This is a genomic window from Saccharopolyspora antibiotica, assembly GCF_047200635.1.
Classification (GTDB): Bacteria; Actinomycetota; Actinomycetes; order Mycobacteriales; family Pseudonocardiaceae; genus Saccharopolyspora_C.
The window spans coordinates 64,489-89,743 of record NZ_JBJZOI010000002.1; the positions used below are offsets into that span (position 1 = coordinate 64,489).

Here is a 25,255-nt window from a genome sequence, read left to right on the forward strand (position 1 = left end):
TCCCGGCACCGAGCCGTGCTCGGTAACGGGAACGACAGTAGGTCGCCAAATGTATAGGCACAAAGTGAAAAATGGTATGTTCTACATAGGCTCAAGCTATGTGAGGTTCTCTTCGCTCCACGAGCTCGCCACTTCCCCGGAGGGCGTCGGCGGGTCGCCCCCGCCATGGGGCGTGACGGGGTGTCCACGGGGAGAGGAGGTTGTGGTCGTGCTGCTCCAAGTGGTGCCAGGGGAACCTGTGCCGGATCCGTGCTTGGAGCCCGCCGGCGTCATTTGACTGAGGTAGGCCCTGACAGGTGGGCGTTCTCCTGGTGCGTGGCGGTGAGCGTGACGCTGCTGAGGCGCCAGCCGTTCGGCGTCCGGGTGGCCTCGTTGTCGTAGAAGCCGACGACCAGCCATCGGTCCGGCCCGCCGCCCGCCCGTTCCTCCGGCACCCAGTGTTCGGCGCGGACGTGCGCGTGGAGGGTCGCGCGGTCGCCGTCGATCTCGACGACGTGACCGGTGATCGCGTGGTGGGTGGCGGAGAAGGGGGAGAAGGCCTGGCGCAGCACTCGGACGTACTCGTCGAGCGGCACGGTCGTGGGCGGCAGGCCGACGACCGAGGAGAAGTCGAGGGTCACCGAGTCCGTGTGGACGAGGTGGGGGAGGCCGTCGAAGTTCTTGAGATCGGCGATGTCGGCGTAGCGGCCCATCAGCTCGATCAGTTCGATGCGGTCGGCGAGCGCGGTCATGAAGGACTCCCTGCGGGCTCGGGTGCTGGCGCGGGTTTCGGGTTCCGGGACCGGTGGCTCATCGCGAGGATGGCGTCCATCAGCCGGGCCGGCAGGAAGCGGGCGAGGGGGATGATGAGGGCGGCGTCCCTGCCGAGCGCGTACCGGGCGCGCGGGCGGGGCGTGGTCGCCACCCTGGCGATCTTGGCCCCCGCCTTCGCCGCTGGTGCGGCGCGTTCCAGGAAGGCTGCGTTGGACGCCACCGTCGCGTTGATGAGGCCGCTGTAGAGGTGCTGGTGTTCGGAGCTCATCGCGGCGGCGAGACCGAGGGAGATCTCACCGCTGCGGGCGGCCATCTCGGTCCGGACGCCGCCGGGCTGGACGACGACCACCTGCACGCCGTGCGCCGAGACCTCGCGGCGCAGGGAATCGCTGGCCGCTTCGAGGGCGAACTTGGTTCCCGCGTACGCCCCGAAGACGGGCAGCGCGGCTACCCCGCCCACGGAACTGATGTTGACGATCCTGCCGCGGCTCCGCCGCAGCAGTGGCAGGAGTCGCTGGGTGACGGCGATGTGTCCGAAGAGGTTCACCTCGAACTGCTCGCGCCACAAGGCAAGGGGGAGCACCTCGACGGGGGCGTTGATCTCGATCCCCGCGTTGTTCACCAGGACGCGCAGGAAGCGCCGCTCAGGGTCGTCGGCGATCCGCCGGGCGAGGGCCTCGACGTGTTCCGGGACGGTGATGTCCAGGAGGACCGGTTCGATGCCGTCGGCACGGACGGCGTCGGCCTCGCTGTCCGTGCGCACCCCGGCAAGGACGTGGTAGCCCATCGCGGCGAGGGCCTGCGCCGTCGCGGCCCCGATGCCCGACGCGGCACCTGAGACGACGGCGAGTTCGTTCATCTTCCGCGGGTTCTGGGGCGGATCTCTCCGTGGACGGAGCACAGCGGTGGTTCCTTTCACGAGGCAGGGGACGCGAGCGCATCGAGGGGGAAGCGCGTGCCGGTCAGCTCCTCCGACACCTCCCACAGCCGCCGTGCCGCCGAGCCGTCACGTGCTCGGGCGGCCCGGCCGACCAGGGTCGGCGCGCCGCGCATGCCCCACAGCCGGTCGGGGCCGACGTAGCTGTCGCCGGGAATGTCCGCGGTGGCGGCGTGCAGCGTGGGCAGGGCTCCCTCCTCGGCGCTGTGCGCGACGAGCCCCACGAGGAACTTCTCGACGCGGAAACCGAGGGAGGGCCTCGTCTCCGGTCGCATCAGGTTCGTCGAGGAGATGCCGGGATGCGCGGCCGTCGAGATGACGCGGGATCCCGCGCGGGTGAGTCTGCGCTGGAGCTCGCCGGCGAACAGGAGGTTGGCCAGCTTGGACTGCGCGTAGGCGGCGTTGGGCCGGTACGGCCGGCGCTCCCACTGGAGGTCGGAGAAGTCCAGCGAGCCGATCCGGTGCCCGAGCGAAGCGACCGTCACGACCCGCTCCCTGATGCGCGGGAGGAGCAGGTTCGTCAGGGCGAAGTGGCCCAGGTGGTTCGTCCCGAGCTGCCTCTCGAATCCGTCCGCGGTCCGGGAGAGCGGCCCCAGGGAGAGGCCGGCGTTGTTGATCAGCAGATCCAGGGGGCCCGGGAGGTCGTGGGCGAACGCCCGCACGGAGGAGAGGTCGGCGAGGTCGAGGGTGCGGACCCGGCACGGACCTGCCACGGTCGCTGCCGCCGCTTCCCCCTTCTGCGGATCCCGTACGGCGAGGACGACCTGCGCACCGCGCTCGGCGAGAACGCGGGCGGTGACGAGCCCGATGCCGCTGTTGGCGCCGGTGACGACGGCGGTGCGACCGGTCAGGTCGGGAAGGTCGGCGGGGGAGGATCTGGACATGCCACGAGAGTAGGCAGTGGAAACATAGTTGTCAATGTAAACATTGGGCTGAGTAGGCTGCCCCCATGCCTGACACCACACAGCAGCGGCCCTACCACCACGGGAATCTCCGCACGGAGCTGCTCGACGCGGCGGAGCGCAGCCTGCGGGTGCGCGGGGCCGAGCAGCTCTCCCTGCGGGACCTGGCACGGGACATCGGCGTGAGCCACGCTGCGCCCCGCAGGCACTTCGCGGACCGCCGCGCGCTGCTCGACGCGCTCGCCGAGTCGGGATTCCTCCGCTTGGGCGCGAAGCTGCGCGCCGCGGTGGACGAGATCGAGGACGAGGACGACCTGCCCACCCGCCTGCACGCGTTCGCGTCGGCCTACGTCCGGTTCGCGACCGAGAACGCCGCACTGGCCGGGCTCATGAACTCCAGCAAGCACCGCCCGGGGGCGACCGCGGTCGCTGAAGCCGCCACGGCGGCGTTCGGGCAGATCAGCGACCTGATCGAAGAGGGCCAGGCGCGCGGTGAGTTGCAGGGGAGCGACCCGGAGGGCATCGGACTCGTCCTCTACGCCACCGTCCTGGGGATCGCGTCCATGCTCAACAGCGGCATGATCGAACCGGGGCGGCTCGACGAACTCGTGGACACCGCGGTGACGCAGTTCCTGCGCGGGGCCCGCCCACCGGAGCCGCGCTGACCACACCGCAAGGCCGGCTCGACTCCCAGTCGCACTGGCGGTCGGCGGCGTGCCCCGGTCTGTTCTTCGAGGTCGGTTCTCGGTGTGCTCGTTGAAGCAGCGGTGTCCGCGCGGAAGCTGTGCGGAGGGTTGGTGGTGCGCGTGCCCGGTGCACGAGGGGAACTGCTTCCGGAGAGTCTTCCCGTCACTGACGAACGGCGGTCAGGTGCGCGGCCAGGTCGCCGGGGGAGCGGCGTGGCGGTCAGGCCAGCCACGGCGAGCCGGAGGCTGTTCCGCAGCAGTGCTGGGAAGTCCGGGCACCTTCTCGGGGGCGTTGAGCCGGACGAACGAGGTACCGGCGGGCAGCTACCGGTTCACCGCTGAGCCCAGGACGGCAGGCGGAGGTGAGCACGCGCGCATCAGGATCACCGGTGGAGAGCACGACAACCACGTCCTCGACCTCCACCACGCGACCGACGGCTGGGAGGAAGGAACTCCCCGCGAGCTGCTTCTGACCTCCGGAGGCGGGACGATCAGCATCGAGGCGGGCCGCAGCGGAGGCGGGCAGTCGTTCGCGGTCGATTCGCCAGCGCTCGTGCGGCCCGAACCGCATCCCGAATCCTGAGGCGGAATCCCTCGATTCCACGCGGGATCGAGTCCGCATTCGCCGACGTCGCGTGGAGCCGATGCGGCACGTCGCCGACCCGGTCGACGCGGATCGGCGACGTGCCCGCCTCGCGGCCCTCATCACGAGGGGCGTTGTCGCTGCCGAGGCGCGAGCAAGACCGGGTCAGGGAACTTCGACGCGACCCGCGGGTACCTCGGCGAGATCGTCGGACAGCACCTCGATCACCGAACCCGGGGGCACTGCGCGCAGCGGTGCCAGATCGTCGAGTTCCACGGGCTCACCCGCCCGAACCGGGATCTCGGTGCGGTGGGTGGTCAACTCCGTCCCGTCGAGGACCACGCGGATGCCGAGCGGCGTCGCGCTGTCGGCGCACGGGACGAAGCGGCCGGCCAAGCGCGTCCCACCGTCGGCCGAGAGCGCGCGCAACGGTCTGTTCCACCAGCCCGAGGCGCCGACTCCGGTCACCTCACCGCCGTGCGGCCCCAGCATCACCGACGTGCCCAGCTCCGTCGAGGCACCCGGCTCCAGCTCCACGAGAGGTCCGAGGACTTCGCACTCGACGATGCGGTGCTCGGGGCGCAGGCCGCCCAAGTGGGCCAGCGGTTCGGTGAGGGGATGCTCCAGCCAGACCTCGGCTCGGGATCCGCCGTCCGGGTAGGTGGCGTCGCGATCCACCGGGAACCGGTGAACCCAGGTGCCCGCCGGGCCGAGGTGGGCGATCCACCCGGACGCGGCTGGGAATCCGACCTTGCCGACGACGTCTTGGGCCGGGACGTGCGCGAGGCCGGGCCGCGGCTGCTCGACGCGCGGATTCCCGGTACCCGCGACCAGCGGTGTCGAGGTGGAGCCGTCGCCCGGCTCGCCGTCGAGACCGATCCACACCCCGTCGCCCTCGCGCTCGGGCGGATGTCCGGGGAGCTGTGCGACGTTCCAGATCGCCCAGCGCACCGGCCGGTCGGTGGTGTTGGTCGCGGTGAGCCGCAGGCGGTAGTCCGTGCGTCCCGCGCTGAGCGAGATGTCCCGGCGCAGTCGCAGACCGGTGCGCGGGTCAGGTGCGCTGGTCAGCACGACCCGAGCGGACTCGCCGTCCGGGTCGTTCTCGATCAGCGCTTCGTACTCGCCGGAATCGAGCACGGGGTCGGGCGGCCCGGCCCACTCCTGCGGGCCTGACCAACCCTGCGGCGCGGGCCACGTCTTGTCCCCGCCCCAGTTGCGCCAGTCCTGCATTCGCCCACCGTGCGCGGCGACGGTCGCGGGATCGCGTGCGCCGCAGTGGTCGTCCAGCAGCTCCGGTGAGCGGTGCAGGAATTCCCGGCCGTCCAGCCGGAGGGACAGGATGCGGCCACCGAGCTGAGGAGCCAGCACGAGGGCCAGCCGCTCGTTGCCGAGGTCGATCACCGTCTGGCCGCCGACTCGGCGGCGAACCGCCCGTGCGCGGACGCTGCTCATGTCGCGGTTCCTCCCATCTGTGCGCGGAATCGGCCGGTTCAGTCGAAGACCAGGCAGACCTTGCCCGCGGCGCGTCCAGCCGCCGCCTCGTACGCGCGGCCCGCCTGGGACTGCGGAAAGCGTTCGGTGACCAGCCGGTCCGGGTGCAGGTTCTGCCGGGCGAGCAGTTCGGCGAGCTGCGTCATGCCGTGGATGGAGGTGACCCAGGACCCGGAGATCAGCACCTGCTTGTGCAGCACGTCGTCGGAGACGTCGAGGGTCATCTGCCCTCCTTCTCCGACCAGCGCCAATCGGCCGCGCACCCGCAGGGCCTTCAGCGCGGTCGTGCGTGCGGCGGGATGTCCCGAGCAGTCCACGGCGGCTTCCACGCCGGTGCCCCCGGTGAGCCGGTCGATCTCCTCCAGCGGCTGGCCCCGCGAGTCCAGCACCGCGTCGAACAGGTCCAGCCCGCGCGCCCACTCCATCCGCTCGGGGACGACCTCGGCGCCGTACACGGTCCGCACCCCCAGCGCGCGGGCCACCAGCGCCGCGGCCGCGCCGACCGGGCCGAGCCCGGTCACCAGCAGCCGGTCGGCCCCGTTGACGGCGATGCGGGTGAGCGCTTCGTAAACGGTGCCGATGCCGCAGGCGATGAACGCGCCGTCCACGAAGGTCAGCGGTTCCGGCAGCAGCACGCAGGTCCGCTCGTCGGCGATCAGGTAGGGCGCGTGCCCGCCGTCGCGCTGCCAGCCGTAGGCCGCTCGCGACTCGGACGTGCAGCCGATGAAGTAGCCGCGGGAGCACTCGTCGCACTGCCCGCAGCCGGAGATGTGGTAGACGGCGACGTGGTCACCGGCGCTGAGGCGCTCGCAGCCCGGCCCGGTGTGGACGACCTCACCGGCGGGTTCGTGGCCGGCGACCACTCCCCGGTAGGCGGCGCCTCCCTCTCCGACGTGCCCGTTGTAGATGTAGTGGATGTCGCTGCCGCAGATTCCGGAAGCCCGGACGCGCAGCAGCACCTGACCGGGGCCGGGGCGCGGGAGCGGCGTTTCCCGCAGCTCGACGGTGCCGTCGCCGGGCAGGAACGCGCCCGTCATGGTGGTGGGCACGGCCGAGGCGGAGCCCGCGTCGCTGGTGTTGGTGCCGGGTTTCGTGTCCATGCGTGGTTCCTCGATGATGTCGGTGGGCCGAGAGGCCCCGTGGCGGCTGAGGCGCTCGTGCTGACTTCCGGAGGTCGCCGAACTCGCGGCCGAGCACCGCGGAGACCGCTCCGCCCGGCGGTGCGGGCGACGGCTCCGCGGTGGTGAGCCCCCGCTCGTGACGGTTACCCGGTTCGGTGCGCGTTTCCGGCGGACACCGCGGTGTGGCGGCGCTGTTCGCTGGGGTCTTCATCGGTGACCAGGTACTTCCAGGTCAGCACGGCACCGGCGACGTACATGGCGGCGTAGACCAGCACCACGCCGGTGTGCCCCAGGAACGGGTCGAGCAGGACGTAGGTGAGCGGGCCGACGAAGGTGGACAGTCCGGCGGCGAGGCTGTAGATGCCCATCGCGTTCCCCTTGTCCTGCTCCGGAACGAGCGCTGGGAGCAGCGCGGACAACGGGATGTAGCCGGCCAGCATGATGCCGTAGAGCACCGTCGCCGCCAGTGCCACGACGTAGTTCCCCGGCGCGAGTTGTGGGACCCAGTAGAGGACCAGGACGCCGGCGGCGCACCCGATCCCGCCCGCCCACGCGATGGTGTGCCGCCAGCCGAGCCGGTCGCTGAGCTTCCCGAACACGGGGTCGGCGAGGATGCCGATCACGCCCATGAAGGTCACGAGGGCGAGGTACTGGGAGGTGCTGAGGTCGATCCTGTCGCTGAAGAACGACGGGAGGAAGACGAAGAACCCGAAGTACGGCGTCGTGTTGATCATCCGGACCAGCGCCGCGACCCCGGTGCGCGGGTACCGGCGCAGCACGCTGATCCCGCGGAGCAGCTCGGCGCGCGTGCTGTGCCCTGGAGCCGCGGTGTCCACCATCGGCCGGGTGCCTCGCGCTTCGCGGACGGCGAAGGAACCGATCAGCCCACCGATCGCGACCAGCGCGAAGGAGAGCCAGAACGTCGCGTAGGCGCCCATGAGGGGAATGCTGATCGCGGCGACGGCGGAACCGACGGTGGGCAGTCCCGCGCTGTAGGCGAACCAGAACCACCCGGCCGCGGCACCGCGGGTCTCCTGGGAGCTGGTCAGCTGGATCCAGAGCAGGAACGCGTAGGCGAACAGCGGGTATGCCACGCCGCGCAGCCCGTAGCAGACGTACACGAGCAATTCGTTCCCGCTGGGCAGCGCGACCGCGAGGAACAGGACCTCGAACACGAGCCAGAGCGCGGCGCCCAACCGCATCACCCGGCGCGGTCCCCACAGGTTCGACAGCACGCCTGAGAACCAGGAGCCCAACGCCACGAAGGCGCCGTACACGCTGATGACCAGCCCCGCGGACTGGGCGCTGAGGCCCCAGCCGGTCAGGTACGGCTCGAGGTAGTTGGATTCGACCCCGTCACCGATCATGAAGATCAGGACGGCGAGGTATCCCCAGCGCAGTTGCCGCGGGATGCCCATCCGCTCCAACCAGGTGGGGTTGCCGTGCTGACCGGGGCCGTTCGAGGTCATTCCCATGCTGAGATCTCTCTTACCGCTCCGCCCCTCACCCCCGGGTACCGGGGATGCGGGTGCACTCCATCGTGACCAGGTCATTAAATATGAATTAATGACCAGGCTCAATGGTGACGTGGAACACGGTGTCGGTGCTCCGGCGCATCGCCGACCGTCGGCTGCGCGCGCGCATCATCGAGGCGCTCGCCGGGGGAGTCGGCCCCGTCGGCGCTGGAAGGCCGCCGCTCATCGTCGAGGCCCGGCCGGGGCGGCACCTTCCCGGCTCGGGATCCGGGCCGGATGCTCGCGAGGAGATCGGCGGGGGAGCGGCGCCGCGCGATGTCGGCTCGCCCGGGGCCGGTACCGAGCCGCTTGCGGCCGAAGTATTCTTTTAATATTTAAAATCGAGGAGGGGAAGCGCTGATGACGTCGCACGCAGGTCGGGGGGTGCACGGGCAGATCGTGGAGACGCTCGGCTCTCGCATCGCCAGTGGTGAGCTCGCCAGCGGCGGCACGCTCGACCTGAGGTCGCTCTCACAGGAGTTGGACGTCAGTCTCACCGTGATCCGCGAGTCTCTGAAAGTGCTGGCGGGCAAGGGGCTCGTCGCCGCCAGGCAGAAGCGCGGCACGTTCGTGCGCCCACGAGCCGAGTGGAACATGCTCGACGCCGACGTGGTCCGATGGCGAATGGCCGGGGGGCAAGGTGATGCGCTGCTGCGCGACTTCGCGGAGCTGCGCGCGATCGTCGAACCCGCCGCGGTCCGGTGCGCCGCGGAGCGCCGCACGGACGCGGACCTGGCGGCCCTGGAAGAAAGCCTGGCCGTCATGGGCGCTGCCGAAGCCGATGCCGCGGCCGCCGATTCCGCGTTCCACAGCGCGCTGCTGACCGCTTCGGGGAACGAGATGCTCGCGCGTCTGCACCAGCTGATGGAGCCGGCTCTGCGCGCGCGCGACGCCATCGTGCACGCCCCGCACGGTTCGGCCGGTGATCCGGTTCCGAGCCATCGTGCCGTCTTGGACGCCATCCGGGAACGTGACCCGGAGCAGGCGTCGATCGCCATGGCCGACCTGTTGGCCAAGGCGGCTACCGACTTCGACCGCGCGGTTCGGAGTCGTTCGACCAGCGGTGATGCCGAGGGAGCGGCGACTTCCACGGCCTCCGCGGGCACCTGAGCCCGCCCGGGACGCCTGGGCCGTGCTGAGATTCGTCGGTCCGCGGCGAACGTCGGTGCCGTTGCGGCCCTCCCGGCGCCGAGGTGATCAGCGCTTTCGGGGCCGCCTGGCTGTTCGATCGAGGTCTTCAGCGCGGCTGATCCAGGATCTTGGCGACGCAGGTGGGAAGGCCGGCGATCGGCAGCGGTGCCGCGAGCACGGCGCCGTCCGCGTTCGAGGGATCCGCGAGGCCCGTGGACGCCGTCGTGACGACGAGCCGGGTTCCGGTCAAGCACACGCTCGTCGGTTGGACGGCGGGCAACGTGATCTTCCGATCGAGGGTGCCGTCCGGCGCGTACCGGTGCACCTGCCCCGCGCCCCAGATCGCCGACCACAGATGGCCCTCGGCATCGACTGCCATGCCGTCCGGGTTCGCGTCCGGAACCGTGGCGAACTCCGCGACGTCGTCGATCCCGCCGGTCTCCGGGTCGACGGCACAGCGGTGGATGACCCCGTGCGCGCTGTCGGCGAGGTACATCGTGACGCCGTCCGCGTCGAAAGCGGGCCCGTTGGGCACGGTCAGCCCGTCAAGCACCCGGTGCACCGTCCCATCGAGGTCCACGCGGTACAACGACCCGGCGCCCGGCTGGTTGTCGTAGGCCATCGACCCGGCCCAGAACCGGCCGCGCGGGTCCGCTGCCCCGTCGTTCATGCGCATGGGCGTCGTGGCGTCGTCCTCGGGCCGGCCCAGCCAGCGCACGGCACCGTTGCCGAGCACGGCGATACCGGTTCCCGCCGCCGCGATCCAACCGCCACCGGCCAGCGGCGCGACCGCGCCGAGCGGCTCCGCGAGGCGTGCCAGCACGCGAGCCGGAGCGTCCGCGGTCTGCGGCAGGCCGAGCAGCCGCCCGCTGAGGATGTCGACCATGATCAGCCCGCCGTCGCAGTGCCGCAGGCCTTCACCGAGTTCGAATCGCTCGCCGGGCAACGCCGTCCAGGTGAGTTCGCCGATGCCGGTCATCGCAGCACCGTCCCCTCTCCGGCGCCGAGCAGCCCCAGCTCGATGCGCGTCGGGCAGCCCTCCCAGTCGCCGGAGGTCGCAACGGCGAAAGCGCCGCAGGCATTGCCGCGCACGAGGCGGTCCGGCACGCCGAGGCCGTCGAGGAACGCGGAGAGGTAGCCGGCGGTGAACGCGTCGCCCGCACCGACGGAGTCGACGACGGGAACGCGCTGGCCCGGCGCGCTCCATTCCCCGTCCGCGGTGACGGCCGACGCGCCCTGCGCCCCGAGCTTGGTCACCACCTCGCGCACTCCGGTCGAGAGCAGGCTCTCCGGGCCGCCGACGAGGTCCAGCTCCTCTGCTGAGCCGATGACGATGTGCGCCTGCTCCGCGAGCGGGGTGAGCACATCGGCCGCTTCGGCCGCGGACCAGAGTCGCGAGCGGAAGTTGACGTCGAACGACACCTCCGCGCCGACCTCGCGCGCTCGGCGCAACGCCGCGCGCACGGCCGCGCGGGGTCCGTCGCCCAGCGCCGGGGTGATGCCGCTCAGGTGCACCAGTCGCACGCCTTCGCCGAGAGCGCCCACGACGTCGTCTTCGCCGAGCCGGGAACCGGCCGAGCCCGCCCGGTAGTACTGCACCCTCGTGACGTCGGGCAGCCGCTGCTCGAACAGGATCAGCCCGGTCGGCGCGTCATCGTGGTCCACGGTCGATACGTCGACGTTCTCGGCCCGCAACGTGCGCAGCACCAGCTCGCCAGGTTCGTCACGGCCCACGCGTCCCGCCCAGCGGACCCGGCGTCCGAGCCGGGCAAGCCCGATCGCGACGTTGGATTCGGCGCCGGCGATCGACGTGCGCAGCGTGGTGCCGAGCCGCAGCAGCCCTTCCGCGTGCATCGCCACCATCGTCTCCCCGAGGGTCACGACTTCGGTCACGTCCCGCTCCCTTCACCTGCTGCCGCGACGAACTCCTCGGCCCGAGCCCGCAGCGCGCCCAGGTCGCCACCGTGCGGCGCGTCCCCGGACAGCGGGCTGCCGATGCCCACCGCCAGCGCACCCGCTCGGAGGTAGCCGGAAACGTCGGCGAGGCCGATCCCGCCGACCGGCACGAAGTGCAGTCCGGGGAACGGATCCCGCAGCGCCTTGACGTAGCCGGGTCCCAGGCCGCCTGCCGGGAACAGCTTCACCGCGGCGGCACCCGCCCGATCAGCGGTGAGCACCTCGGTCGGGGTCATCGCGCCCGCCAGCACCGGCATTCCCAGCTCGACCGCGGTCGTCGTTCCGTCCGCGAGAGCCGGGGTGACGGCGAAGGTCGCCCCAGCCGCGCGGGCGTTGCGCGCGTCCTCGGCGGTGAGCACGGTGCCCGCGCCGATGTGGGCCTCCGCGCCGAGCGTCGCGCTGATCCCGCTGAGGACACCGAGCGCGTCCGCCGACGTCAACGACACCTCCAGCAGCCGCACCCCGGACTCGACGAGCACCTCCGCGGTGCGTCGGCACGCGGCCGGGTCGCTGCCCCTGATGATCGCCAGCAACCTGTGCTCGGCCAGCAGGCTCGTCAGTTCCCTCGAGTCCATCACCGCTTCTCCTCTCACCATTCGGCGAACGAGCCGTCGCTGTGCCGCCACACCGGCGGTCGCCATCGGTGGCCGCGCTCGTCGGCCTTCCGCACTGCCTCCTCGTCGACTTCCACCCCGAGCCCCGGCGCGTCCCAGCGTTCGATCGCGCCGTGCGGGAACGCGAAGGGGCGGCGGTCGAGGACGTAGTCGAGCAGTTCGGCGCCGGCGTTGTAGTGGATGCCGATGCTCTGCTCCTGGATGAGGAAGTTCGGAGTCGCGAACGCGACCTGCAGGCTCGCCGCGAGCGCGATCGGCCCCAGTGGACAGTGCGGGGCGAGCAGCGCGTCGAACGTCTCGGCCAGCGAAGCGATGCGGCGGACCTCGGAGATGCCGCCCGCGTGCGAGAGGTCCGGCTGCGCGACCGCGATTCCGGCCTGCAGTGCGGGCAGGAAGTCGGTGCGCGAGTAGAGGCGTTCCCCGCACGCGACGGGGACGGAGCTCGCCGACACCACGTCGCCGAGGCGGTGCGCGAACTCGGGCAGCACCGGTTCCTCCGCGAACAGCGGGTGCAGCGGCGCCAGTTCGGGCAGCACTCGCCGCGCCGCGGCCACGCCGAACCGGCCGTGGAAGTCCACCGCCACGTCCCGTTCGTCGCCGATGACCTCGCGCACCGCCGAGAGCCGCGCGAGCACGCCGTCGACCTCGGCGCGGCTGGGCATCCGCCCCATGCGGCCGGAGGCGTTCATCTTGACCGCCGTGAGCCCGGCCTCGACCTGTTCGGACGCGGCCTCGGCGACGGCTGAGGGATCGTCACCGCCGATCCAGGCGTAGACCCGGACCTCGTCGCGCACCGCGCCGCCCAGCAGCTGGTGCACCGGGACACCGAGCGATTTGCCGAGGATGTCCCACAAGGCCTGGTCCAACCCGGCCACAGCGCTCGACAGCACCGGGCCTCCGCGGTAGAAGGCCGCCTTGCTGAGCAGCTGCCAGAGGTCCTCGACGCGCCGCGGATCACGCCCGACGAGCAGGTCGGACAATTCGTTCACCGCCGCGCGGACCGTCTCCGCCCTGCCTTCGACGACGGGCTCGCCCCAGCCGACGATGCCCTCGTCGGTGGCCACCCGGCAGAACAGCCACCTCGGCGGAACCAGGAACGTCTCTACGGAGGTGATCTTCACTGGGAGTGCGTCTCTTTCTCTTCGGTGCCGGCGATGGCGACGTCGTCGACCACCCTCCGACGGCGATCGTGGCCCTGGGACGGCCTCGCCCAGCCGATCTCCCCGGATGCGACGCGCGTCGAGGGCGGCGCCCCGTGCCGCGGTCGCGAGCTCGCCGCGGCGGTCATGACGACTTCTTGTACACGCTCCAACCGCCGTCCACGGTCAGCGCGGCCCCGGTGACGAACGATGCGTCGTCGCTCGCGAGGAACGCGATGGCCGCGGCGACTTCTTCGGGGCGCCCCAGCCTCTGCACCGCGGTCTCCTCGGCGCTCTGACGGCGGTCGGACTCGTCGATGCCGTCCCAGGCCGCGGTGAGCACCGGGCCTGGCAGCACGGAGTTGACGCGCAGCACGGTTCCGTACTCGACCGCGAGCTGGCGGGCCAAACCGGTGATCGCCGCCTTGCTCGCGGCATAAGCGGGTCTTCCCGGCAGCCCGACGAGCGCGTGCACGGACGACGTCAGCACCACCGCTCCCGCGCCGGAGCGTGACAGGTCGGCCAGGCAGGCGCGGAAACCGAGGAAGGTGCCGGTGAGGTTGACCGACAACTGCCGCTCCCACGACGCCAGGCTCGTCTCGTGGGCGGGCGACACGTCGACCGCGACGGCGTTGCTGACGAGCACGTCCACCGGGCCCAGTTCGACCTGGCACCGTCGAACGGCTTCGGACCAGTCGGTCTCGGAACTGACGTCGCAGCGCACCGCGATCGCCCGCCCGCCTTCCTCCCGGATCCGCTCAGCGACGACGTGCGCTCGATCGGAGACGTCGAGCACGGCGACGCCGGCGCCCTCGGCGGCCAGCCTGCGCGCGGTCGCCTCGCCGATTCCCTGCGCCCCACCGGTGACCACCGCGACCCTGCCGTTCAGTCGCCCGCTCATCCCGTGTCTCCTCCTGCTTGCTGGCGAGTGGTGCCTGCCCAGCCCGTTCATCGCTGCCCGTGGTGGAACCGCGAACTCCGTCCAGGCGGCATCGCTCGGCACCCGACGGCCTTGCCCCGGTGCCGCTGGCCGAAGGCGTCCGGCCGTGCTCCACCCGTCGCCTGCCCGGCTGGCCACCACGAAGTCTTGCGCGTAACGATCCCAGTGTCAACATTATTTAGTAATTAATATCTGCGTGGCGGGTCGACCAGTGCTCCGCTGCCGGTGCGGAAGCCTGCCGTTCGGCGAGGTACGAATCCACTTGGTGCGCGTTGAACTCCGCGTGCGTCAGCGCGGGTCGTGTTCCGGCGCGAGTGCCGTCGCGGGTGGTGTCCTGCCAGGCCAGCGAGGCGGCTTCACCGCGGGTGTGCACTTTCGCCCGGCGCAGCAGGGTTTTCGCGAGGTCGGTGAACTGGAACAGCGGGCGCTGGTGGTGGAGGACGACCCCGGCCGACAAGGTGGGCAACCAGTCGGCACCTTCGTTGCCGGTGGCCGTGCCGACGCGCCGGGTGAACTCGTCGAGCAACGTGTCCACGCGCCACGCCCGACCGGATGCTCACCAGCACGTCGCCGCCGCCGATCAGGTGCTGCAGGCCGTCACGAGCCGGGTACCGGACCCGCTACCGCCAAAGGTCTCCCGAGACTGCGTCCACAGGGGACTCGCTGAACCGTCCCGCTTCGCCCCCGCCCGCGCCCCGTTCCCGACCGGAGCTGCCGACCTCGCCCGTCGAGACCTCGCCCGCCGGGAATCCTGGCCGCGCCCCTGCACCCACCCCACGATCGAGTTCCCCACTCCGCTCTCGGCCCCCTGCGCCTCGGCGACCAGCGGTACCTCGGCATGGGCCTCCTCAAGCCCACGAGCGCTTGACAATCCGAAAAAGCCCCTCACGGCGTTGAAAACGTCGACCGGTCGACTGCTCGGCCGTGCCAGCGCTACAGGCCCCAGCTGTCACTGGCTCGAAGAGCTGGGCACAGCTGAGGTGATCCGGGCCGGGTGCCCCTTGATCTCTTAGCTCTCTCGGTGCTTCTCGTGCCGTTTGTGCTGGAGGTGCGTGCTTGCGATTTGTCTCATCCGGCCGCCTTCTTCGCGGCGAGGGCAACGAATTCCGCTCCCGGAAGCCCCAGGGAGAGCTCGGTGCCGGGGTTGAAGTGCACCCTCGCGCCGGGTGTGCCGTTGGCGACGGCCAGTGCTACGTGTCCCGGGATCGGGTGGTGGTGCGGCCAGGTGCAGAACTGCGCTGAAGTGCACAGCGCCAGGATCGAGCCACCGGGACGTTCGCGGTCGCCGAACATCGAGATCGTCGTATCTCCCTCGTACTGGGCGTAGACGAGCACGTTCGGGGCCGCGGCCAGTGCATCGGCAAGGTGGCCGAGCGTGTTGAAGCCGTGCATCACCCGCCACAGGGTCAGTTCCAGCCCATTGGCGAAGTTCCATCCGCCGGTACGGGCAGAGCTGGGCTCGTAATCGGGGTTGATGAGCGTCTGGACGATGGCGCCGGTGTTGTCGGACTTGTATCCGCCCTGGATCGCGAACCGCGGCGGTGACACACCCGGACGGATGGCAGGGTCGGCATAGGTGATCCACTCTCCGGGCTTGGTCGCCGCCTCTGCGCGGAGTGCATCGTCGATCGGCGGAAGTGGCCACAGTCCGACCATCGTGCTCCGCTGCAATTCGGTCATCGTCATGCTCCTGTGTCGCCGAGTTCGGTGTTTCTGTACCAGGGATTGTTGAACCAACGCGGTACGCCGTCGACCTTCGTCCAGCCACCTCGGACGTGTTCACGCGGAACACCGTTGACGTGTCGAGCACGGCGCCATCGCCGATGCCACCATCACGGGCCAGTGCGTGGCCGAGCTCAGTGGTGGTGGAGACGTACGGGCTCGGCATCCCAGCCCCGCCCACGTGCGCCCCAGGGAATGGATGTTCACCGCCGCGTCGGGTTGCCGAGCATGGATGCCGTCACTGAACACCCGTTCCAGGCTTACGCCTTGAATCTTGCGGTAGACCGGCTCGTCACTGGTCCGGTAGATGAACTCTTTCGGCAGCTCCTTGTAGGAGTTGACCGGCTCACCGGTGCTCAGATCGACCGGATCGCGGGTGGGCCCGTCGGGAAGCGGCTTGTCGGGTGAGAGGTCGTGCCAGGGGTTTTCGCCCCAGCGTTGAAGACGTCGACCGGTCGACTGCTCGGCCGTGCCAGCGCTAAGGCCCCAGCTGTCACTGGCTCGAAGAGCTGGGCGCAGCTGGGGGTGATCTGGGTCGCGGTCCTTGATCTCTTAGTCTTCTGGCTGCTTCTCGTGCCGTTTGTGCTGGAGGTGCGTGCTTGCGATCTGTCTCATCCGGCCGCCTTCTTCGCGAGGGCGGCGAATTCCGCTCCCGGCAGCAGCCCCAGTGAGAGCTCGGTGCCGGGGTTGAAGTGCACCCTCGCGCCGGGTGTGCCGTTGGCGACGGACAGCGCCACGTGTCCCGGGATCGGGTGGTGGTGCGGCCAGGTGCAGAACTGCGCTGAAGTGCACAGCGCCAGGATCGAGCCACCGGGACGTTCGCGGTCGCCGAACATCGAGATCGTGGTGTCCCCCTCGTACTGGGCGTAGACGAGCACGTTGGGCTCGGCGGCCAGTGCATCGGCGAGATCGCCGATCGTGTTGAAACCGTTCACCACGCGCCACAGCGCGAGCTCCAGCCCGGTCACGAACTTCCAGCCACCGGTGCGGCCTGGAGAGGGCTGGTAGCCGGGGTTGATGCGGTGGTCGGCGATGACGCCGTGCTCGTTGACCCAATAGCCGCCCTGCACGCTGAACGGCGGCGGCGTCACACCCGGGCGGAGCCAGGGGTCGGCATAGATGATCCACTCTCCCGGCTTGGTCGCGGCTTCTGCGCGGAGCGCGTCGTCGATCGGCGGTAGCGGAGACGGGCCGACCATCGTGTGTCGCTGCAATTCCTTCATCGTCATTCTCCTGCGCCGTTACCTCGGTACCACGGGTTGTTGAACCAGCGTGGCACACCGTCCACTTTCTTCCAGCCACCCAAGATGTCCTCGCGCGGAACACCGTTGATCATGATCTTCTCGCCCTCGCCGTGACTGACGAACCCATCGCCGTCGATCATCTTGAACGTCGCGTCGACATCGACGACCGGCTTCGAGGGGCGGATTTCGAGCACCACGTCGTCGCCGATGCCACCATCACGGGCCAGTGCGTGGCCTAGCTCGCTGGTGGTGGAGACGTACGGGCTCGGCATCCCAGCCCCGCCCACGTGCGCGCCCAAGGAGTGGATGCTCACCTCGGAGTCGGGATGCCGTGCCTCGATGCCCTCTTCGAAGAGGCGATTGAGATCCGATTCCTGAACTTTGCGGTAGAGCGGTTCGTCGCCTGTGCGGTACAGGAACTCCGTCGGCCTCTCCACGTGGTCGACGACCAGATCACCGGTGTTCGGATCGACCGGGTCGCGGGTGAGCCCGTCGGGCAGCGGCTTGTCGGGTGAGAGGTCGTGCCACTCGTGCTGGCCGAACCCGATGGGGTCGTTGGTGATCCCCTCAGGGCCGCTGTGCACGCTCCGGTAGGCCTCGTCGAACTTCTCGCCCGGCTCGAAACCAGGCAGATCCCGGTGGTCCGGCAGCGGCTCCCGCGCGGTGTTCGGGACCGCGTCGGGGCGCGCTCCTGCCGGTGTCGGCGCGTTGTCGGAGGAGGTCATCGCGTGGTCGCGTTCGCCCCGCGCCCAGGGAGCCTCGTCGCTGCTGGGCCGCCGCGGTAGCTCGCCCGCGTGGCCGTGGTGTGGCGCCGTCGGCGGGGCCGGGTTCGGTGCGGCCGGTGGGTGCGGCCCGTTGGAGTGTTCCGTCCATCGCCCCCACTGCGGCACTCCGGTCGGTGGCGACGGCGCCGAGGGCGGTGCGGGGCGTGGCGGGCTGGCGGGGCCCGGTGTCGGCCCGCCGATGTGCGGATGCAGGCCCGTCGGTTTGACGGAGGCTTTGATGCCCTTGGCCAGGCGGGAGGCGATTCCGCCGCCACCGGCGAGGGAGGCCAGGGCGTTGGGGATCGCGGCCCCGAGCGTACGCGCGGGATCGTTGCGCCATCCGTCGATGTCGACGCTGGCCTTGACCGCGGCGTAGGGGTTGGCGACCGCACCGATCACTCCCTCGGCCAGCATCGAGGTGTTCTGCGCGGCCTGACCTGGGTGGGTGAGGTTGTAGGGGTCCATGATCGACATCGAGCGGGCGAACTGCGCCAGTTCGGCGGCACCGTCGAGGGCACCGGCCAGGATCGACCCGGTCGTGCGCACCATGGCCTCGTTCATGTCGCTGGCGGTGCGAGCCAGCTGGGTCAGCAACCCGGGCGAGGCGGGCGCCTGCGAAGCGGCGTGGCGCACCGCGGCCGCGGAGGCCCGCCCGGCCGCGGCGACCTCCTCGCGGGCGTCGTCGAGGGCCTGCTGGGCGGCGGCGCGGTCGGCGGCGGCGGGGTCGCGGAACGCTCCGGGCGGTGCGGGTGGGAAGGGGCCGCCGGCGTTCGCGGCCGCCACGGCGTCGTTGTAGCTGTCGACCTGGGCGTTGTGGGCCTCGGCGGCGGCCTTCGTCGCCTCCCGCGCCCGGTGCAGGTCGTCCCGGGCGCGTTCGGCGGCGGGTTTGCAGCGCGCGAGCACGGCCGCGAACTCCGCGGTCGCCTCCCCGGCTTCGGTGAACGCCTCCGAGGCGTCCTGCCATTGCGGGGGCGCGGTGGTCAGGTGCTCGCGGGCGGCATCAGCGGCACGACCGTGCCAGGTGCCGACGTCGATCCGGCGGAACCCGTCGGCAGCACGGCCGAACGCCTCGCCCAAGCGGATCAGGTGCTCGGCGAGGGCGCGGACTTGCTCAGGATCACCGGGAATGACATCGCCGTCGACCAGGCCGATCGCCTGGCCGATCGCCTTCCCCGCCGAACCGGCGTGCTCGGTGACGGTGTTCCAGATCGAGGAGGCGTCGTCACCGAGAGAGCTGGTGTTGGAGACCATCACCGTCCCTGCCCTTCGGGGCGGACGCCCAGGGTCGGCAGCTCGTCCTGCCAGATGGAGGACCAGGACTGCTCGTCCCAGGCGCCCGAGTCCTGCATCGGGTCGCCGAACGCGGTGTGCAGCGCCCGCTTGATCGCCGTGGTCGCCTCTTCGTCGGCGCGTTCGTAGACGCTGCGGCTGTCGGCGAGGCCGTCGGCGGCGGCTTGGCCGTCGTCGACGAGGATGCGCACTCCCCACTCCCACGCGGTGGCGAACTCGGTGAGTGCGGCGCGCAGCTCGTCGTGGCCGGTGTGGGCGGCGCTGGAGATGACCTCGTCGGCCATGCCGCCGCCCTCGGCGGCCCAGGCGCCGAAACCCCACCCGGCCATCTCGGTGAGCTCGGCGACCGCATCCCGGATACCGCCCTCGGCGGTGTGCAGGGCGTCCAGATCGACGCCGAAGGCCTCATGCCCCATCGTCGGCTCCTTCGCCGTCGGTGACGGTCATGTGCGGGGGCAGCGCCAGCACGTGCTCGGCGCCCGGGTCGAGCACCAGCCCGGTGCCGTGCGGCAACGCGGGCAGCACCGCGTCCAGGACTTCCGCGCCGGAGAGCGTGCCGTAGGTGCAGGGCTGGTTGCCGCGCCCGGAGGCCGCCGCGAACGCCGCCAAGTGATCGAGGGAGGTGAACACCGGCAGCCACGCCAGGTCCTGCTGGTGAACCGCGGTGACTTCGTGCCCGCTGCGGGTGCGGGTGACCTCCACCCACAGCGTCGCCGCGCGGAACCGCGCCGCCAGCTCCGAGCCGACGTCGGCACCGGTCTTGGCCCGGTGGACCACCTCCAGCAGCGGGTCCTCGGCGACCGCGCCGGGCGGGTCGAGGGTGCCGGCCATCCGCAGGACGCGCGGGGTGCTCATGCCTGGGTCTCCTCGCGCCCGGCCGGTATCGGACCGACGGGGGTGTGGCGCGCGAGCTCCTCGTCGAGGTCGCGCGAGCCCGCGGTCAGCCGCGCGGGTTCACGGGGCGCGATCGGTGCAGGACCGGTCAGGGCCGGGGTGATCCACGCCGCGGCGAGCGCGGACTCGGGCGAGAGCTCCAAGTCCAGGCGGGGGTGACGTAACCCGGTGTCGTCGAGGACGGCATCGCGCGACACCAGACCCTCGGCGCGGATCTCCCCTGCGCAGGCGGTGATGTGGGCGGTGTGGTTCACGGCGATTTCTCCCGTCAACGGGTCGGTGCTGCGCGGGCGTCGGGGCGAGCGGGCGTGGCCGGGGCCTCGGCAGGTGCCGGGACGCAGGGGCGCGGCACTCATGGCCCGCAGCTGAGCGACGCTCCCCGAGGCCGGGATCGGCTCCCGGCGGTCCAGCCAGGCTGCAGCCTGCCCGATGGCCACCGCCCGGCGCAGGAGATCGACCACGACGTGATCGTCGGCACGGTCGAGCCGCTCCGCGCTGTCGCGGACGAGTTCCTCGTGGCGGGCTGAGGACCGCACCGACAAGGTGCGCACACTTGCCGTGGCGGTCGAGGTCGGCGAGGGGGGTCCCGAGTCGCGGGCCGGATATCGACGCGGGCGGAAGCCTTGGCTAGAAGGCGGGTCCCTATTGGGGCAGGGCCTCCCCAGTGGTCACCCGAAGAGCGTATTTATGTCTAAGTGACATTAAGTTAGTTTTCACGGCGTGAACGATGAGTCGTGGTCGCCGCCCGAAGTCCTGGTGACGGTCGATCTGGTGATCTTGACCTTGCGCGGGCACGAGCTCCACGTGCTCCTGGTCGAGCGTGGTGTCGAGCCGTATCGAGGTGCCCGAGCGGTGCCCGGTGGGTTCCTGAACCACGCCGGCGAGGACCTCGTGGACGCGGCTGCCCGGGAGTTGCGCGAGGAGGCCGATCTGGACGCGGCGGGCTTGCACCTGGAGCAGCTGGGCACCTACGGGGCGCCTGGTCGTGACCCTCGGGGGCGGGTGATCTCGGTGGCGTACCTGGCCATCGCGCCCGGTCTGCCGGATCCGGTTCCGGGCACGGATGCCGCTGAGGCCGACTGGGTTCCGGCCGCCGGAGTGCTTTCGGGTCAGGTGGAGCTGGCGTTCGACCACCGCAGGATCGTGGTCGACGGCATCGAGCGGGCGCGAAGCAAGTTGGAGCACTCGGCGCTGGCGCACGCGTTCTGCGGCGAGACGTTCACGATCGCGGAATTGCAACAGGTCTACGAAGCGGTCTGGGGTGTGCGCCTGGATCCGCGGAACTTCTACCGGAAGGTGCAGAAGGTTCCCGGGTTCCTCGAGCCGGCCGGACAGGAGCGCAAACCGGCCAAGGGACGTCCCGCGCGGTTGTTCCGGCCGGGGCCGACCAGCGTGCTGCACCCACCGCTGGTGAGACCGGACATCTCTGGAGAATGAAGGTTCGCACATGAGCGAGAAGCTGGTGGTGGTGCTCACCGCCTTGAACCTCGAGTACGCGGCCGTGCGACGCAGACTGGTAGATCCGCAGCCGGTGCGCCATGAGCGAGGCACTCAGTTCGAACTCGGCACCCTTCGCGGAACCGATTGCCAGGTGGCGCTGGCGTTGGTGGGCAAGGGAAATCAGTCCGCGGCGGTGCTGACCGAGCGGGCTCTTCAGGAATTCGATCCGGCGGCGGTGCTGTTCGTCGGCGTTGCCGGGGCCTTGTGGGACAAGACCGCGCTGGGGGATGTCGTGGTGGCCACCCACGTCTACGCCTCCCACGGTGGGACCAGCGAGGACGACGGGTTCAAGGCCCGGCCTCGAGCATGGGAGGCCGAGCACGGACTCAGTCAGACGGCGAATCACGTGGAACGTCTTGACGACTGGGCCGACGACGTCGGATCTGGTGATCGACGGCCGCGCGTCCACTTCGGAGCGATCGCTGCCGGGGAGGTCGTGCACAACTCCCGCACCTCCTACGAGGCGGAGCTGCTGCGGCTGCACTACAACGATGCGCTGGCCATCGAGATGGAGTCCGCCGGGGTGGCCCAGGCCGGGCACCTCAACGGCGCACCGGTCGCGATCGTGCGCGGCATCAGCGACAAGGCCGACGGCACGAAGAACTCCGATGCCGACGGCACGTGGCAGCCCCGAGCCGCCGACAACGCGGCGGCGTTCGCCGCCCGTCTCATCCAGCTGTACCTCGACGGCCAGGAGGACCAGCCCATGCGGCACCGCGGCACGCCCAACACCAGCAACACGACCAACAACGCGCACAACAGCGTCTTCGGCAACCAGGCAGGAGAGGTCCGCGACAGCAACGTCACCATCACCACCGGCCCCACCCCGGTGGACGACTCGCCTGATCTCGCCACCCAGCTGGCAGCGATCCGCGACGAGCTCGCCCGAGCCCGCTCGGCCGGCACGGTGGACTCGGCCACCTACGAGGCAGCGCAGGATGAACTCGACCTCGCCGGCAAGGCGCTGGAGGAGAAGACCACCGAGGGCAGGAGCCGGTCCATGCTCGCGCTCAAGCGCCTGCGCGGGTTGATCGCCGAAGCCGCCGACGTGGCATCCAAGGTCGCTGCCCTGATCACGGCGGTGAACGGTCTGTCATGAGCGACGAGCACACGCACACGACCACCAATTCCGCTGAAGGTTCCACCGTCGGAATTCAAGCCGGACAGGTGCACGACTCGAACGTCTACATCACGTCGCCCGAAGACCCACCGGCACGGAGGTACGAGGTGGGCGTCAACTACCTGAACAACGGTGTGCCGCTCAAGGCCCGCGAGCTGATCAATGAGGCGATCGCTCGCGGCTACGTCAACACCGAGGTCCGAGTCCACTGGGTGCTGGCGATGCTGAGCAAGCGCTCGTACCGGGAACTGAGCAACGACGAGCGGGCGCAGCTCGCTCTGCTGCCCGGGCACCTCGACCGGTCCGCGCGAGGGGAGTGGGCGCCCGCGCTGGAAACGTTGTGCGAGCTGATCAAGGACATCGAAGACCCGGACCGCGACACGACCTCGGCGCGGGCGAAGCTCTGGAGCCTGCCGCCGCGGCAGCGGAAGAAGATCGAACAGCACTGCGACCTGGTCCTGACCGGAGAGTTGAAGGACGCCCTGTGGTCACGCGCTCGCCACGACGCCGAGACGCACCGGCTCGGGGGAGATCGCGCTGACCGCGTCTGGGCCTACTTCAAACCGGATCCGGCCAAAGCACGGGCGCGGCACCCCGTCCCGAACTCGACCACTGCCGCGGACTGCTTCCGCGCGGTGTTCGCGAGCGCGCTGTTCGCCGTGGGACTGGGGAGCCTCGGCTGGCTCGTGCTGCGAGAGCTCCAAGCAGGCCCGGCAATCGCTTACTTCGCGATGCTCGCCAGTGGTGCTGTCGTGGCCAGAACAGGATTCGAGTGGCGATATCGAGCCATGCGGTTACGGACCAAGGAAGACGAGGTCGGCTACTTCGCGCAACGCGACGCTCCGGAAGGTGGGTTCGCCAACAAGGTCGACGGTGCCTTCCGGCACTTCGCCTCCTCTTACGCGCCGAAGGGCGTTGACAGGTCGGCTTGGTTGAACGAAACCCGCGGCATCCGCGCCACGCTGCGCGACGAAGTCGTCGAGCTGTACCGGGAGGAGCGGATCAACTACGAGCAGATCACCTGGCTCATCCGGTACCTGCTGCGGGATATCAGCCGGAAGTGGCGCGAGAACACCCTGTTCGCTCATCGCCGTCAGTACCGGACACCGCCGACGACGAAGGCCGGATGCCTGGCGGGTGCCGCGGTGGGCACGGTTGCGGCCCTCGCCGCGGAACGAGCCGCGCTGTCGTCCGACTTGCTCCCCGCCCTGGGCGCCGCGTTCCTCCTCGCGGTCACCGGCCGAGCCGTGGTCCGCGGCTGGTGGCGCATCGCGTCCGAGCGCCGAAGGCACCGCGAGGAAGTCCGGGACCACGAATCCACAATGGAAGCGCGGAATCTCGCGTACCAGCAGCGGAAGGACAGGCTCGACGCCACGCGCCCCACCGAGGAGGAGATGGAGACCTGGCTGCGCTGCGACCGGGTGCTGCTCACCGACGAAGCCTTGCGCCACTACCGATTGGCCTGGCGGGACATCACCGCGCACACGGTCATGCAGACCCCGGTGAAGAAGGGGGCCAAGCGAGCGCGCGTCGACGGAGGACCGTGGCGCTACTCGAAGTACGAGCTCCGGCTGTTCCTGCTCACCGCGGACGGGGTCCGGGAACTGGCCCGAGAGCTCGACGTCGAGACCGGCGACTTCCGCGGCTGCGAGCGCGGACATTTCCGCTTCGACGCCGTGTCCTCGCTGCGCGTCGTCGAATCGAGCAACTGCGGCTACACCCTGGACCTGACCCTGTCCAACGGGCCCGCCCGGACGATCGAGGTGACCGACCCCGACAGCGACGCGGAGCACCCCGCCCTCGACGAGGATCCGGCGCTGGCGCGAATCAGCCTCGACGCGAGCGGCTTCGCCCACGCCCTGCACGTTCTGGAAGGCATCGCCGCCGAAGGCAAGGCGTGGATCCACGGCACCACCTCAACGCGTCACCGCAAGACCGACCCCGGCGACGAAGCCGCGGCCTAGCTGGCTTCGGCGTCCGCATCCCGATCGGCCTGGCCGCGGTGGCTGACCCGCTGCTGAGCTTGAGCCTGATGTTGGCCGTTCGGGCGGTACCGGCCCCGGTCCGTTGGGCGAGGAGCCGACTGCCCTGCTGGTGGACGCGAGGTTTCGCCAAGTCCAACGACGGCGTTCAGGGCGTTCCTGGCGGCATCGATCCGAGCTTGCTGCGTGGAACCTTCCGCACTCGTGGAAGGATTCGTGCGGTGCGCTCGCCGACGATCTGTTTCTGCTCCGGTCAAGGCTTCTTCGGTGGCAGATGAGCTCGGGCAGGTGTGTCGGCTGGCCCAACCGAACAGGGACTCAGAGCCGTCACTGACGAAAGTAACTGAGGCCAGGCAGGTGGCGAGAACCTGCGAGCGGCTTGGGATGCCGAAGCGTTGCGTGACACGCCGAGGGGCCCCGAAGCAATTCCCGGGCGTGTCGGTAACGCTCGTATAAACACGGGCCCGCGTGTGTTAGGAATGTCCTGATCGCGCAGGGTGGCGCCAGCCCCTCGGGGCTGGCGAGGATCGCAACACTCGGTTCGGGTGGACCTGACGCCGTCGACTGACTCGAGTGGCGCCAGCCCCTCGGGGCTGGCGAGGATCGCAACAAGCTCGGCGATCTCGACGGCGGCGACCTCGTTGTCGTGGCGCCAGCCCCTCGGGGCTGGCGAGGATCGCAACCGGCAGCAGATCACCGGTATGAGCGTCGCCGAGCTGGTGGCGCCAGCCCCTCGGGGCTGGCGAGGATCGCAACGGGTGTGCGGGCGCAGTCGTCGCACTCGCAGTACGGGTGTGGCGCCAGCCCCTCGGGGCTGGCGAGGATCGCAACCCAGCTGCGCGCGGCTTACGACCCGTCCTCTCGCGCGTGGCGCCAGCCCCTCGGGGCTGGCGAGGATCGCAACGGATCAGGTGCTCCAGTCGTCGGTGATCACTGCGGTGGCGCCAGCCCCTCGGGGCTGGCGAGGATCGC

The 25,255-nt window shown here is 70.5% G+C and carries 25 protein-coding genes and 1 CRISPR repeat array (1 of these 26 cut by a window edge); of the genes, 7 read left to right on the plus strand and 18 right to left on the minus strand.

Annotated features, from left to right (window positions below):
- Positions 1-269: 269 nt before the first annotated feature.
- Genes ACL03H_RS01175 through ACL03H_RS01185 form a run of 3 tightly spaced genes read right to left on the minus strand, consistent with a single transcriptional unit; the run spans position 270 to position 2,574 of the window.
- Positions 270-731 carry a nuclear transport factor 2 family protein gene (locus ACL03H_RS01175; protein WP_412809129.1) on the minus strand — a complete coding sequence of 154 codons (462 nt, stop codon included), beginning with the start codon at positions 729-731 and terminating at the stop codon, positions 270-272.
- Entirely contained in the window at positions 728-1,612 is an 885-nt protein-coding gene (locus ACL03H_RS01180; RefSeq protein ID WP_412809130.1) for an SDR family NAD(P)-dependent oxidoreductase, read from the minus strand. Before ACL03H_RS01180 ends, ACL03H_RS01175 begins: the two co-directional genes overlap by 4 nt.
- 56 nt (positions 1,613-1,668) lie before the next feature.
- A complete protein-coding gene (locus ACL03H_RS01185; RefSeq protein WP_412809131.1) occupies positions 1,669-2,574 on the minus strand; it encodes an oxidoreductase in 906 nt (301 codons plus the stop codon).
- A 65-nt stretch (positions 2,575-2,639) separates the two neighbouring features.
- Between ACL03H_RS01185 and ACL03H_RS01190 the strand changes: the two genes are divergently transcribed.
- Positions 2,640-3,257: a TetR/AcrR family transcriptional regulator gene (locus tag ACL03H_RS01190; protein ID WP_412809132.1), complete on the plus strand. Its 618-nt coding sequence runs from the start codon at positions 2,640-2,642 to the stop codon at positions 3,255-3,257.
- 313 nt (positions 3,258-3,570) lie between these two features.
- Positions 3,571-3,861: a hypothetical protein gene (locus ACL03H_RS01195; RefSeq protein ID WP_412809133.1), complete on the plus strand. Its 291-nt coding sequence runs from the start codon at positions 3,571-3,573 to the stop codon at positions 3,859-3,861.
- 165 nt (positions 3,862-4,026) lie between these two features.
- Here ACL03H_RS01195 and ACL03H_RS01200 read toward each other — a convergent pair whose 3' ends face one another.
- The 3 genes from ACL03H_RS01200 to ACL03H_RS01210 form a co-directional block, all read right to left on the minus strand.
- Positions 4,027-5,313: a DUF4380 domain-containing protein gene (locus tag ACL03H_RS01200; protein WP_412809134.1), complete on the minus strand. Its 1,287-nt coding sequence runs from the start codon at positions 5,311-5,313 to the stop codon at positions 4,027-4,029.
- A gap of 38 nt (positions 5,314-5,351) precedes the next feature.
- Positions 5,352-6,452: a zinc-dependent alcohol dehydrogenase family protein gene (locus ACL03H_RS01205; protein WP_412809135.1), complete on the minus strand. Its 1,101-nt coding sequence runs from the start codon at positions 6,450-6,452 to the stop codon at positions 5,352-5,354.
- Between the two features lie 164 nt (positions 6,453-6,616).
- Entirely contained in the window at positions 6,617-7,948 is a 1,332-nt protein-coding gene (locus ACL03H_RS01210; protein WP_412809136.1) for an MFS transporter, read from the minus strand.
- 104 nt (positions 7,949-8,052) lie between these two features.
- Between ACL03H_RS01210 and ACL03H_RS01215 the strand changes: the two genes are divergently transcribed.
- A complete protein-coding gene (locus ACL03H_RS01215; RefSeq protein ID WP_412809137.1) occupies positions 8,053-8,319 on the plus strand; it encodes a hypothetical protein in 267 nt (88 codons plus the stop codon).
- Between the two features lie 28 nt (positions 8,320-8,347).
- Complete coding sequence (locus ACL03H_RS01220; RefSeq protein ID WP_412809138.1) at positions 8,348-9,097, plus strand: FadR/GntR family transcriptional regulator; 750 nt, start codon at positions 8,348-8,350, stop codon at positions 9,095-9,097.
- Between the two features lie 127 nt (positions 9,098-9,224).
- Here ACL03H_RS01220 and ACL03H_RS01225 read toward each other — a convergent pair whose 3' ends face one another.
- The 12 genes from ACL03H_RS01225 to ACL03H_RS01280 all read right to left on the minus strand — a co-directional run bounded on the left by ACL03H_RS01225 (position 9,225) and on the right by ACL03H_RS01280 (position 20,142).
- The gene (locus ACL03H_RS01225; RefSeq protein ID WP_412809139.1) at positions 9,225-10,097 is read right to left on the minus strand and encodes an SMP-30/gluconolactonase/LRE family protein; all 873 of its coding nucleotides are present in this window, start codon (positions 10,095-10,097) and stop codon (positions 9,225-9,227) included.
- On the minus strand, positions 10,094-11,011 hold the full coding sequence (locus ACL03H_RS01230; RefSeq protein ID WP_412809140.1) for a sugar kinase: 918 nt from the start codon (positions 11,009-11,011) through the stop codon (positions 10,094-10,096). The genes ACL03H_RS01225 and ACL03H_RS01230 overlap by 4 nt, the downstream gene beginning before the upstream one ends.
- Entirely contained in the window at positions 11,008-11,649 is a 642-nt protein-coding gene (locus ACL03H_RS01235) for a bifunctional 4-hydroxy-2-oxoglutarate aldolase/2-dehydro-3-deoxy-phosphogluconate aldolase (RefSeq protein ID WP_412809141.1), read from the minus strand. Before ACL03H_RS01235 ends, ACL03H_RS01230 begins: the two co-directional genes overlap by 4 nt.
- Before the next feature lie 14 nt (positions 11,650-11,663).
- Complete coding sequence (gene dgoD, locus ACL03H_RS01240; protein ID WP_412809142.1) at positions 11,664-12,809, minus strand: galactonate dehydratase; 1,146 nt, start codon at positions 12,807-12,809, stop codon at positions 11,664-11,666.
- Between the two features lie 163 nt (positions 12,810-12,972).
- A complete protein-coding gene (locus tag ACL03H_RS01245; RefSeq protein WP_412809143.1) occupies positions 12,973-13,728 on the minus strand; it encodes an SDR family NAD(P)-dependent oxidoreductase in 756 nt (251 codons plus the stop codon).
- A 217-nt stretch (positions 13,729-13,945) separates the two neighbouring features.
- Positions 13,946-14,302: a hypothetical protein gene (locus ACL03H_RS01250; RefSeq protein WP_412809144.1), complete on the minus strand. Its 357-nt coding sequence runs from the start codon at positions 14,300-14,302 to the stop codon at positions 13,946-13,948.
- A gap of 533 nt (positions 14,303-14,835) precedes the next feature.
- Positions 14,836-15,447 (minus strand): hypothetical protein, encoded by a 612-nt coding sequence (locus ACL03H_RS01255; protein WP_412809145.1) that lies wholly within the window; start codon positions 15,445-15,447, stop codon positions 14,836-14,838.
- A gap of 653 nt (positions 15,448-16,100) precedes the next feature.
- Positions 16,101-16,712: a hypothetical protein gene (locus ACL03H_RS01260; protein ID WP_412809146.1), complete on the minus strand. Its 612-nt coding sequence runs from the start codon at positions 16,710-16,712 to the stop codon at positions 16,101-16,103.
- Between the two features lie 2 nt (positions 16,713-16,714).
- Positions 16,715-18,748, minus strand: a complete 2,034-nt coding sequence (locus tag ACL03H_RS01265; RefSeq protein WP_412809147.1) for a putative T7SS-secreted protein — start codon at positions 18,746-18,748, stop codon at positions 16,715-16,717.
- Complete coding sequence (locus ACL03H_RS01270; RefSeq protein ID WP_412809148.1) at positions 18,748-19,203, minus strand: hypothetical protein; 456 nt, start codon at positions 19,201-19,203, stop codon at positions 18,748-18,750. Before ACL03H_RS01270 ends, ACL03H_RS01265 begins: the two co-directional genes overlap by 1 nt.
- Complete coding sequence (locus tag ACL03H_RS01275; protein WP_412809149.1) at positions 19,193-19,642, minus strand: SseB family protein; 450 nt, start codon at positions 19,640-19,642, stop codon at positions 19,193-19,195. The genes ACL03H_RS01270 and ACL03H_RS01275 overlap by 11 nt, the downstream gene beginning before the upstream one ends.
- The gene (locus ACL03H_RS01280; protein WP_412809150.1) at positions 19,639-20,142 is read right to left on the minus strand and encodes a hypothetical protein; all 504 of its coding nucleotides are present in this window, start codon (positions 20,140-20,142) and stop codon (positions 19,639-19,641) included. The genes ACL03H_RS01275 and ACL03H_RS01280 overlap by 4 nt, the downstream gene beginning before the upstream one ends.
- A 259-nt stretch (positions 20,143-20,401) precedes the next feature.
- On the opposite strand from ACL03H_RS01280, the gene ACL03H_RS01285 reads away from it, so the two are divergent.
- The 3 genes from ACL03H_RS01285 to ACL03H_RS01295 are packed head-to-tail and all read left to right on the plus strand — an operon-like array spanning position 20,402 to position 24,265.
- Entirely contained in the window at positions 20,402-21,118 is a 717-nt protein-coding gene (locus ACL03H_RS01285; RefSeq protein WP_412809151.1) for an NUDIX hydrolase, read from the plus strand.
- Positions 21,119-21,128: 10 nt separating this feature from the next.
- Positions 21,129-22,280 carry a 5'-methylthioadenosine/S-adenosylhomocysteine nucleosidase family protein gene (locus ACL03H_RS01290; RefSeq protein WP_412809152.1) on the plus strand — a complete coding sequence of 384 codons (1,152 nt, stop codon included), beginning with the start codon at positions 21,129-21,131 and terminating at the stop codon, positions 22,278-22,280.
- Positions 22,277-24,265 (plus strand): hypothetical protein, encoded by a 1,989-nt coding sequence (locus ACL03H_RS01295; protein WP_412809153.1) that lies wholly within the window; start codon positions 22,277-22,279, stop codon positions 24,263-24,265. The genes ACL03H_RS01290 and ACL03H_RS01295 overlap by 4 nt, the downstream gene beginning before the upstream one ends.
- A 515-nt stretch (positions 24,266-24,780) precedes the next feature.
- Positions 24,781-25,255: a CRISPR direct-repeat array (repeat unit 37 nt; unit sequence GTGGCGCCAGCCCCTCGGGGCTGGCGAGGATCGCAAC) (it continues 889 nt past the right edge of the window).

Coding starts and splice junctions, on each gene's coding strand:
- ACL03H_RS01225 (WP_412809139.1), bottom strand. CDS start 10,097: ATGACCGGCATCGGCGAACTCACCTGGACGGCGTTGCCCGGCGAGCGA.
- ACL03H_RS01270 (WP_412809148.1), bottom strand. CDS start 19,203: ATGGGGCATGAGGCCTTCGGCGTCGATCTGGACGCCCTGCACACCGCC.
- ACL03H_RS01200 (WP_412809134.1), bottom strand. CDS start 5,313: ATGAGCAGCGTCCGCGCACGGGCGGTTCGCCGCCGAGTCGGCGGCCAG.
- ACL03H_RS01275 (WP_412809149.1), bottom strand. CDS start 19,642: ATGAGCACCCCGCGCGTCCTGCGGATGGCCGGCACCCTCGACCCGCCC.
- ACL03H_RS01220 (WP_412809138.1), top strand. CDS start 8,348: ATGACGTCGCACGCAGGTCGGGGGGTGCACGGGCAGATCGTGGAGACG.
- ACL03H_RS01180 (WP_412809130.1), bottom strand. CDS start 1,612: ATGAACGAACTCGCCGTCGTCTCAGGTGCCGCGTCGGGCATCGGGGCC.
- ACL03H_RS01255 (WP_412809145.1), bottom strand. CDS start 15,447: ATGACCGAATTGCAGCGGAGCACGATGGTCGGACTGTGGCCACTTCCG.
- ACL03H_RS01215 (WP_412809137.1), top strand. CDS start 8,053: ATGGTGACGTGGAACACGGTGTCGGTGCTCCGGCGCATCGCCGACCGT.
- ACL03H_RS01205 (WP_412809135.1), bottom strand. CDS start 6,452: ATGGACACGAAACCCGGCACCAACACCAGCGACGCGGGCTCCGCCTCG.
- ACL03H_RS01175 (WP_412809129.1), bottom strand. CDS start 731: ATGACCGCGCTCGCCGACCGCATCGAACTGATCGAGCTGATGGGCCGC.
- ACL03H_RS01265 (WP_412809147.1), bottom strand. CDS start 18,748: ATGGTCTCCAACACCAGCTCTCTCGGTGACGACGCCTCCTCGATCTGG.
- ACL03H_RS01245 (WP_412809143.1), bottom strand. CDS start 13,728: ATGAGCGGGCGACTGAACGGCAGGGTCGCGGTGGTCACCGGTGGGGCG.
- ACL03H_RS01290 (WP_412809152.1), top strand. CDS start 21,129: ATGAGCGAGAAGCTGGTGGTGGTGCTCACCGCCTTGAACCTCGAGTAC.
- ACL03H_RS01190 (WP_412809132.1), top strand. CDS start 2,640: ATGCCTGACACCACACAGCAGCGGCCCTACCACCACGGGAATCTCCGC.
- ACL03H_RS01295 (WP_412809153.1), top strand. CDS start 22,277: ATGAGCGACGAGCACACGCACACGACCACCAATTCCGCTGAAGGTTCC.
- ACL03H_RS01235 (WP_412809141.1), bottom strand. CDS start 11,649: ATGGACTCGAGGGAACTGACGAGCCTGCTGGCCGAGCACAGGTTGCTG.
- ACL03H_RS01210 (WP_412809136.1), bottom strand. CDS start 7,948: ATGGGAATGACCTCGAACGGCCCCGGTCAGCACGGCAACCCCACCTGG.
- ACL03H_RS01185 (WP_412809131.1), bottom strand. CDS start 2,574: ATGTCCAGATCCTCCCCCGCCGACCTTCCCGACCTGACCGGTCGCACC.
- ACL03H_RS01260 (WP_412809146.1), bottom strand. CDS start 16,712: ATGAAGGAATTGCAGCGACACACGATGGTCGGCCCGTCTCCGCTACCG.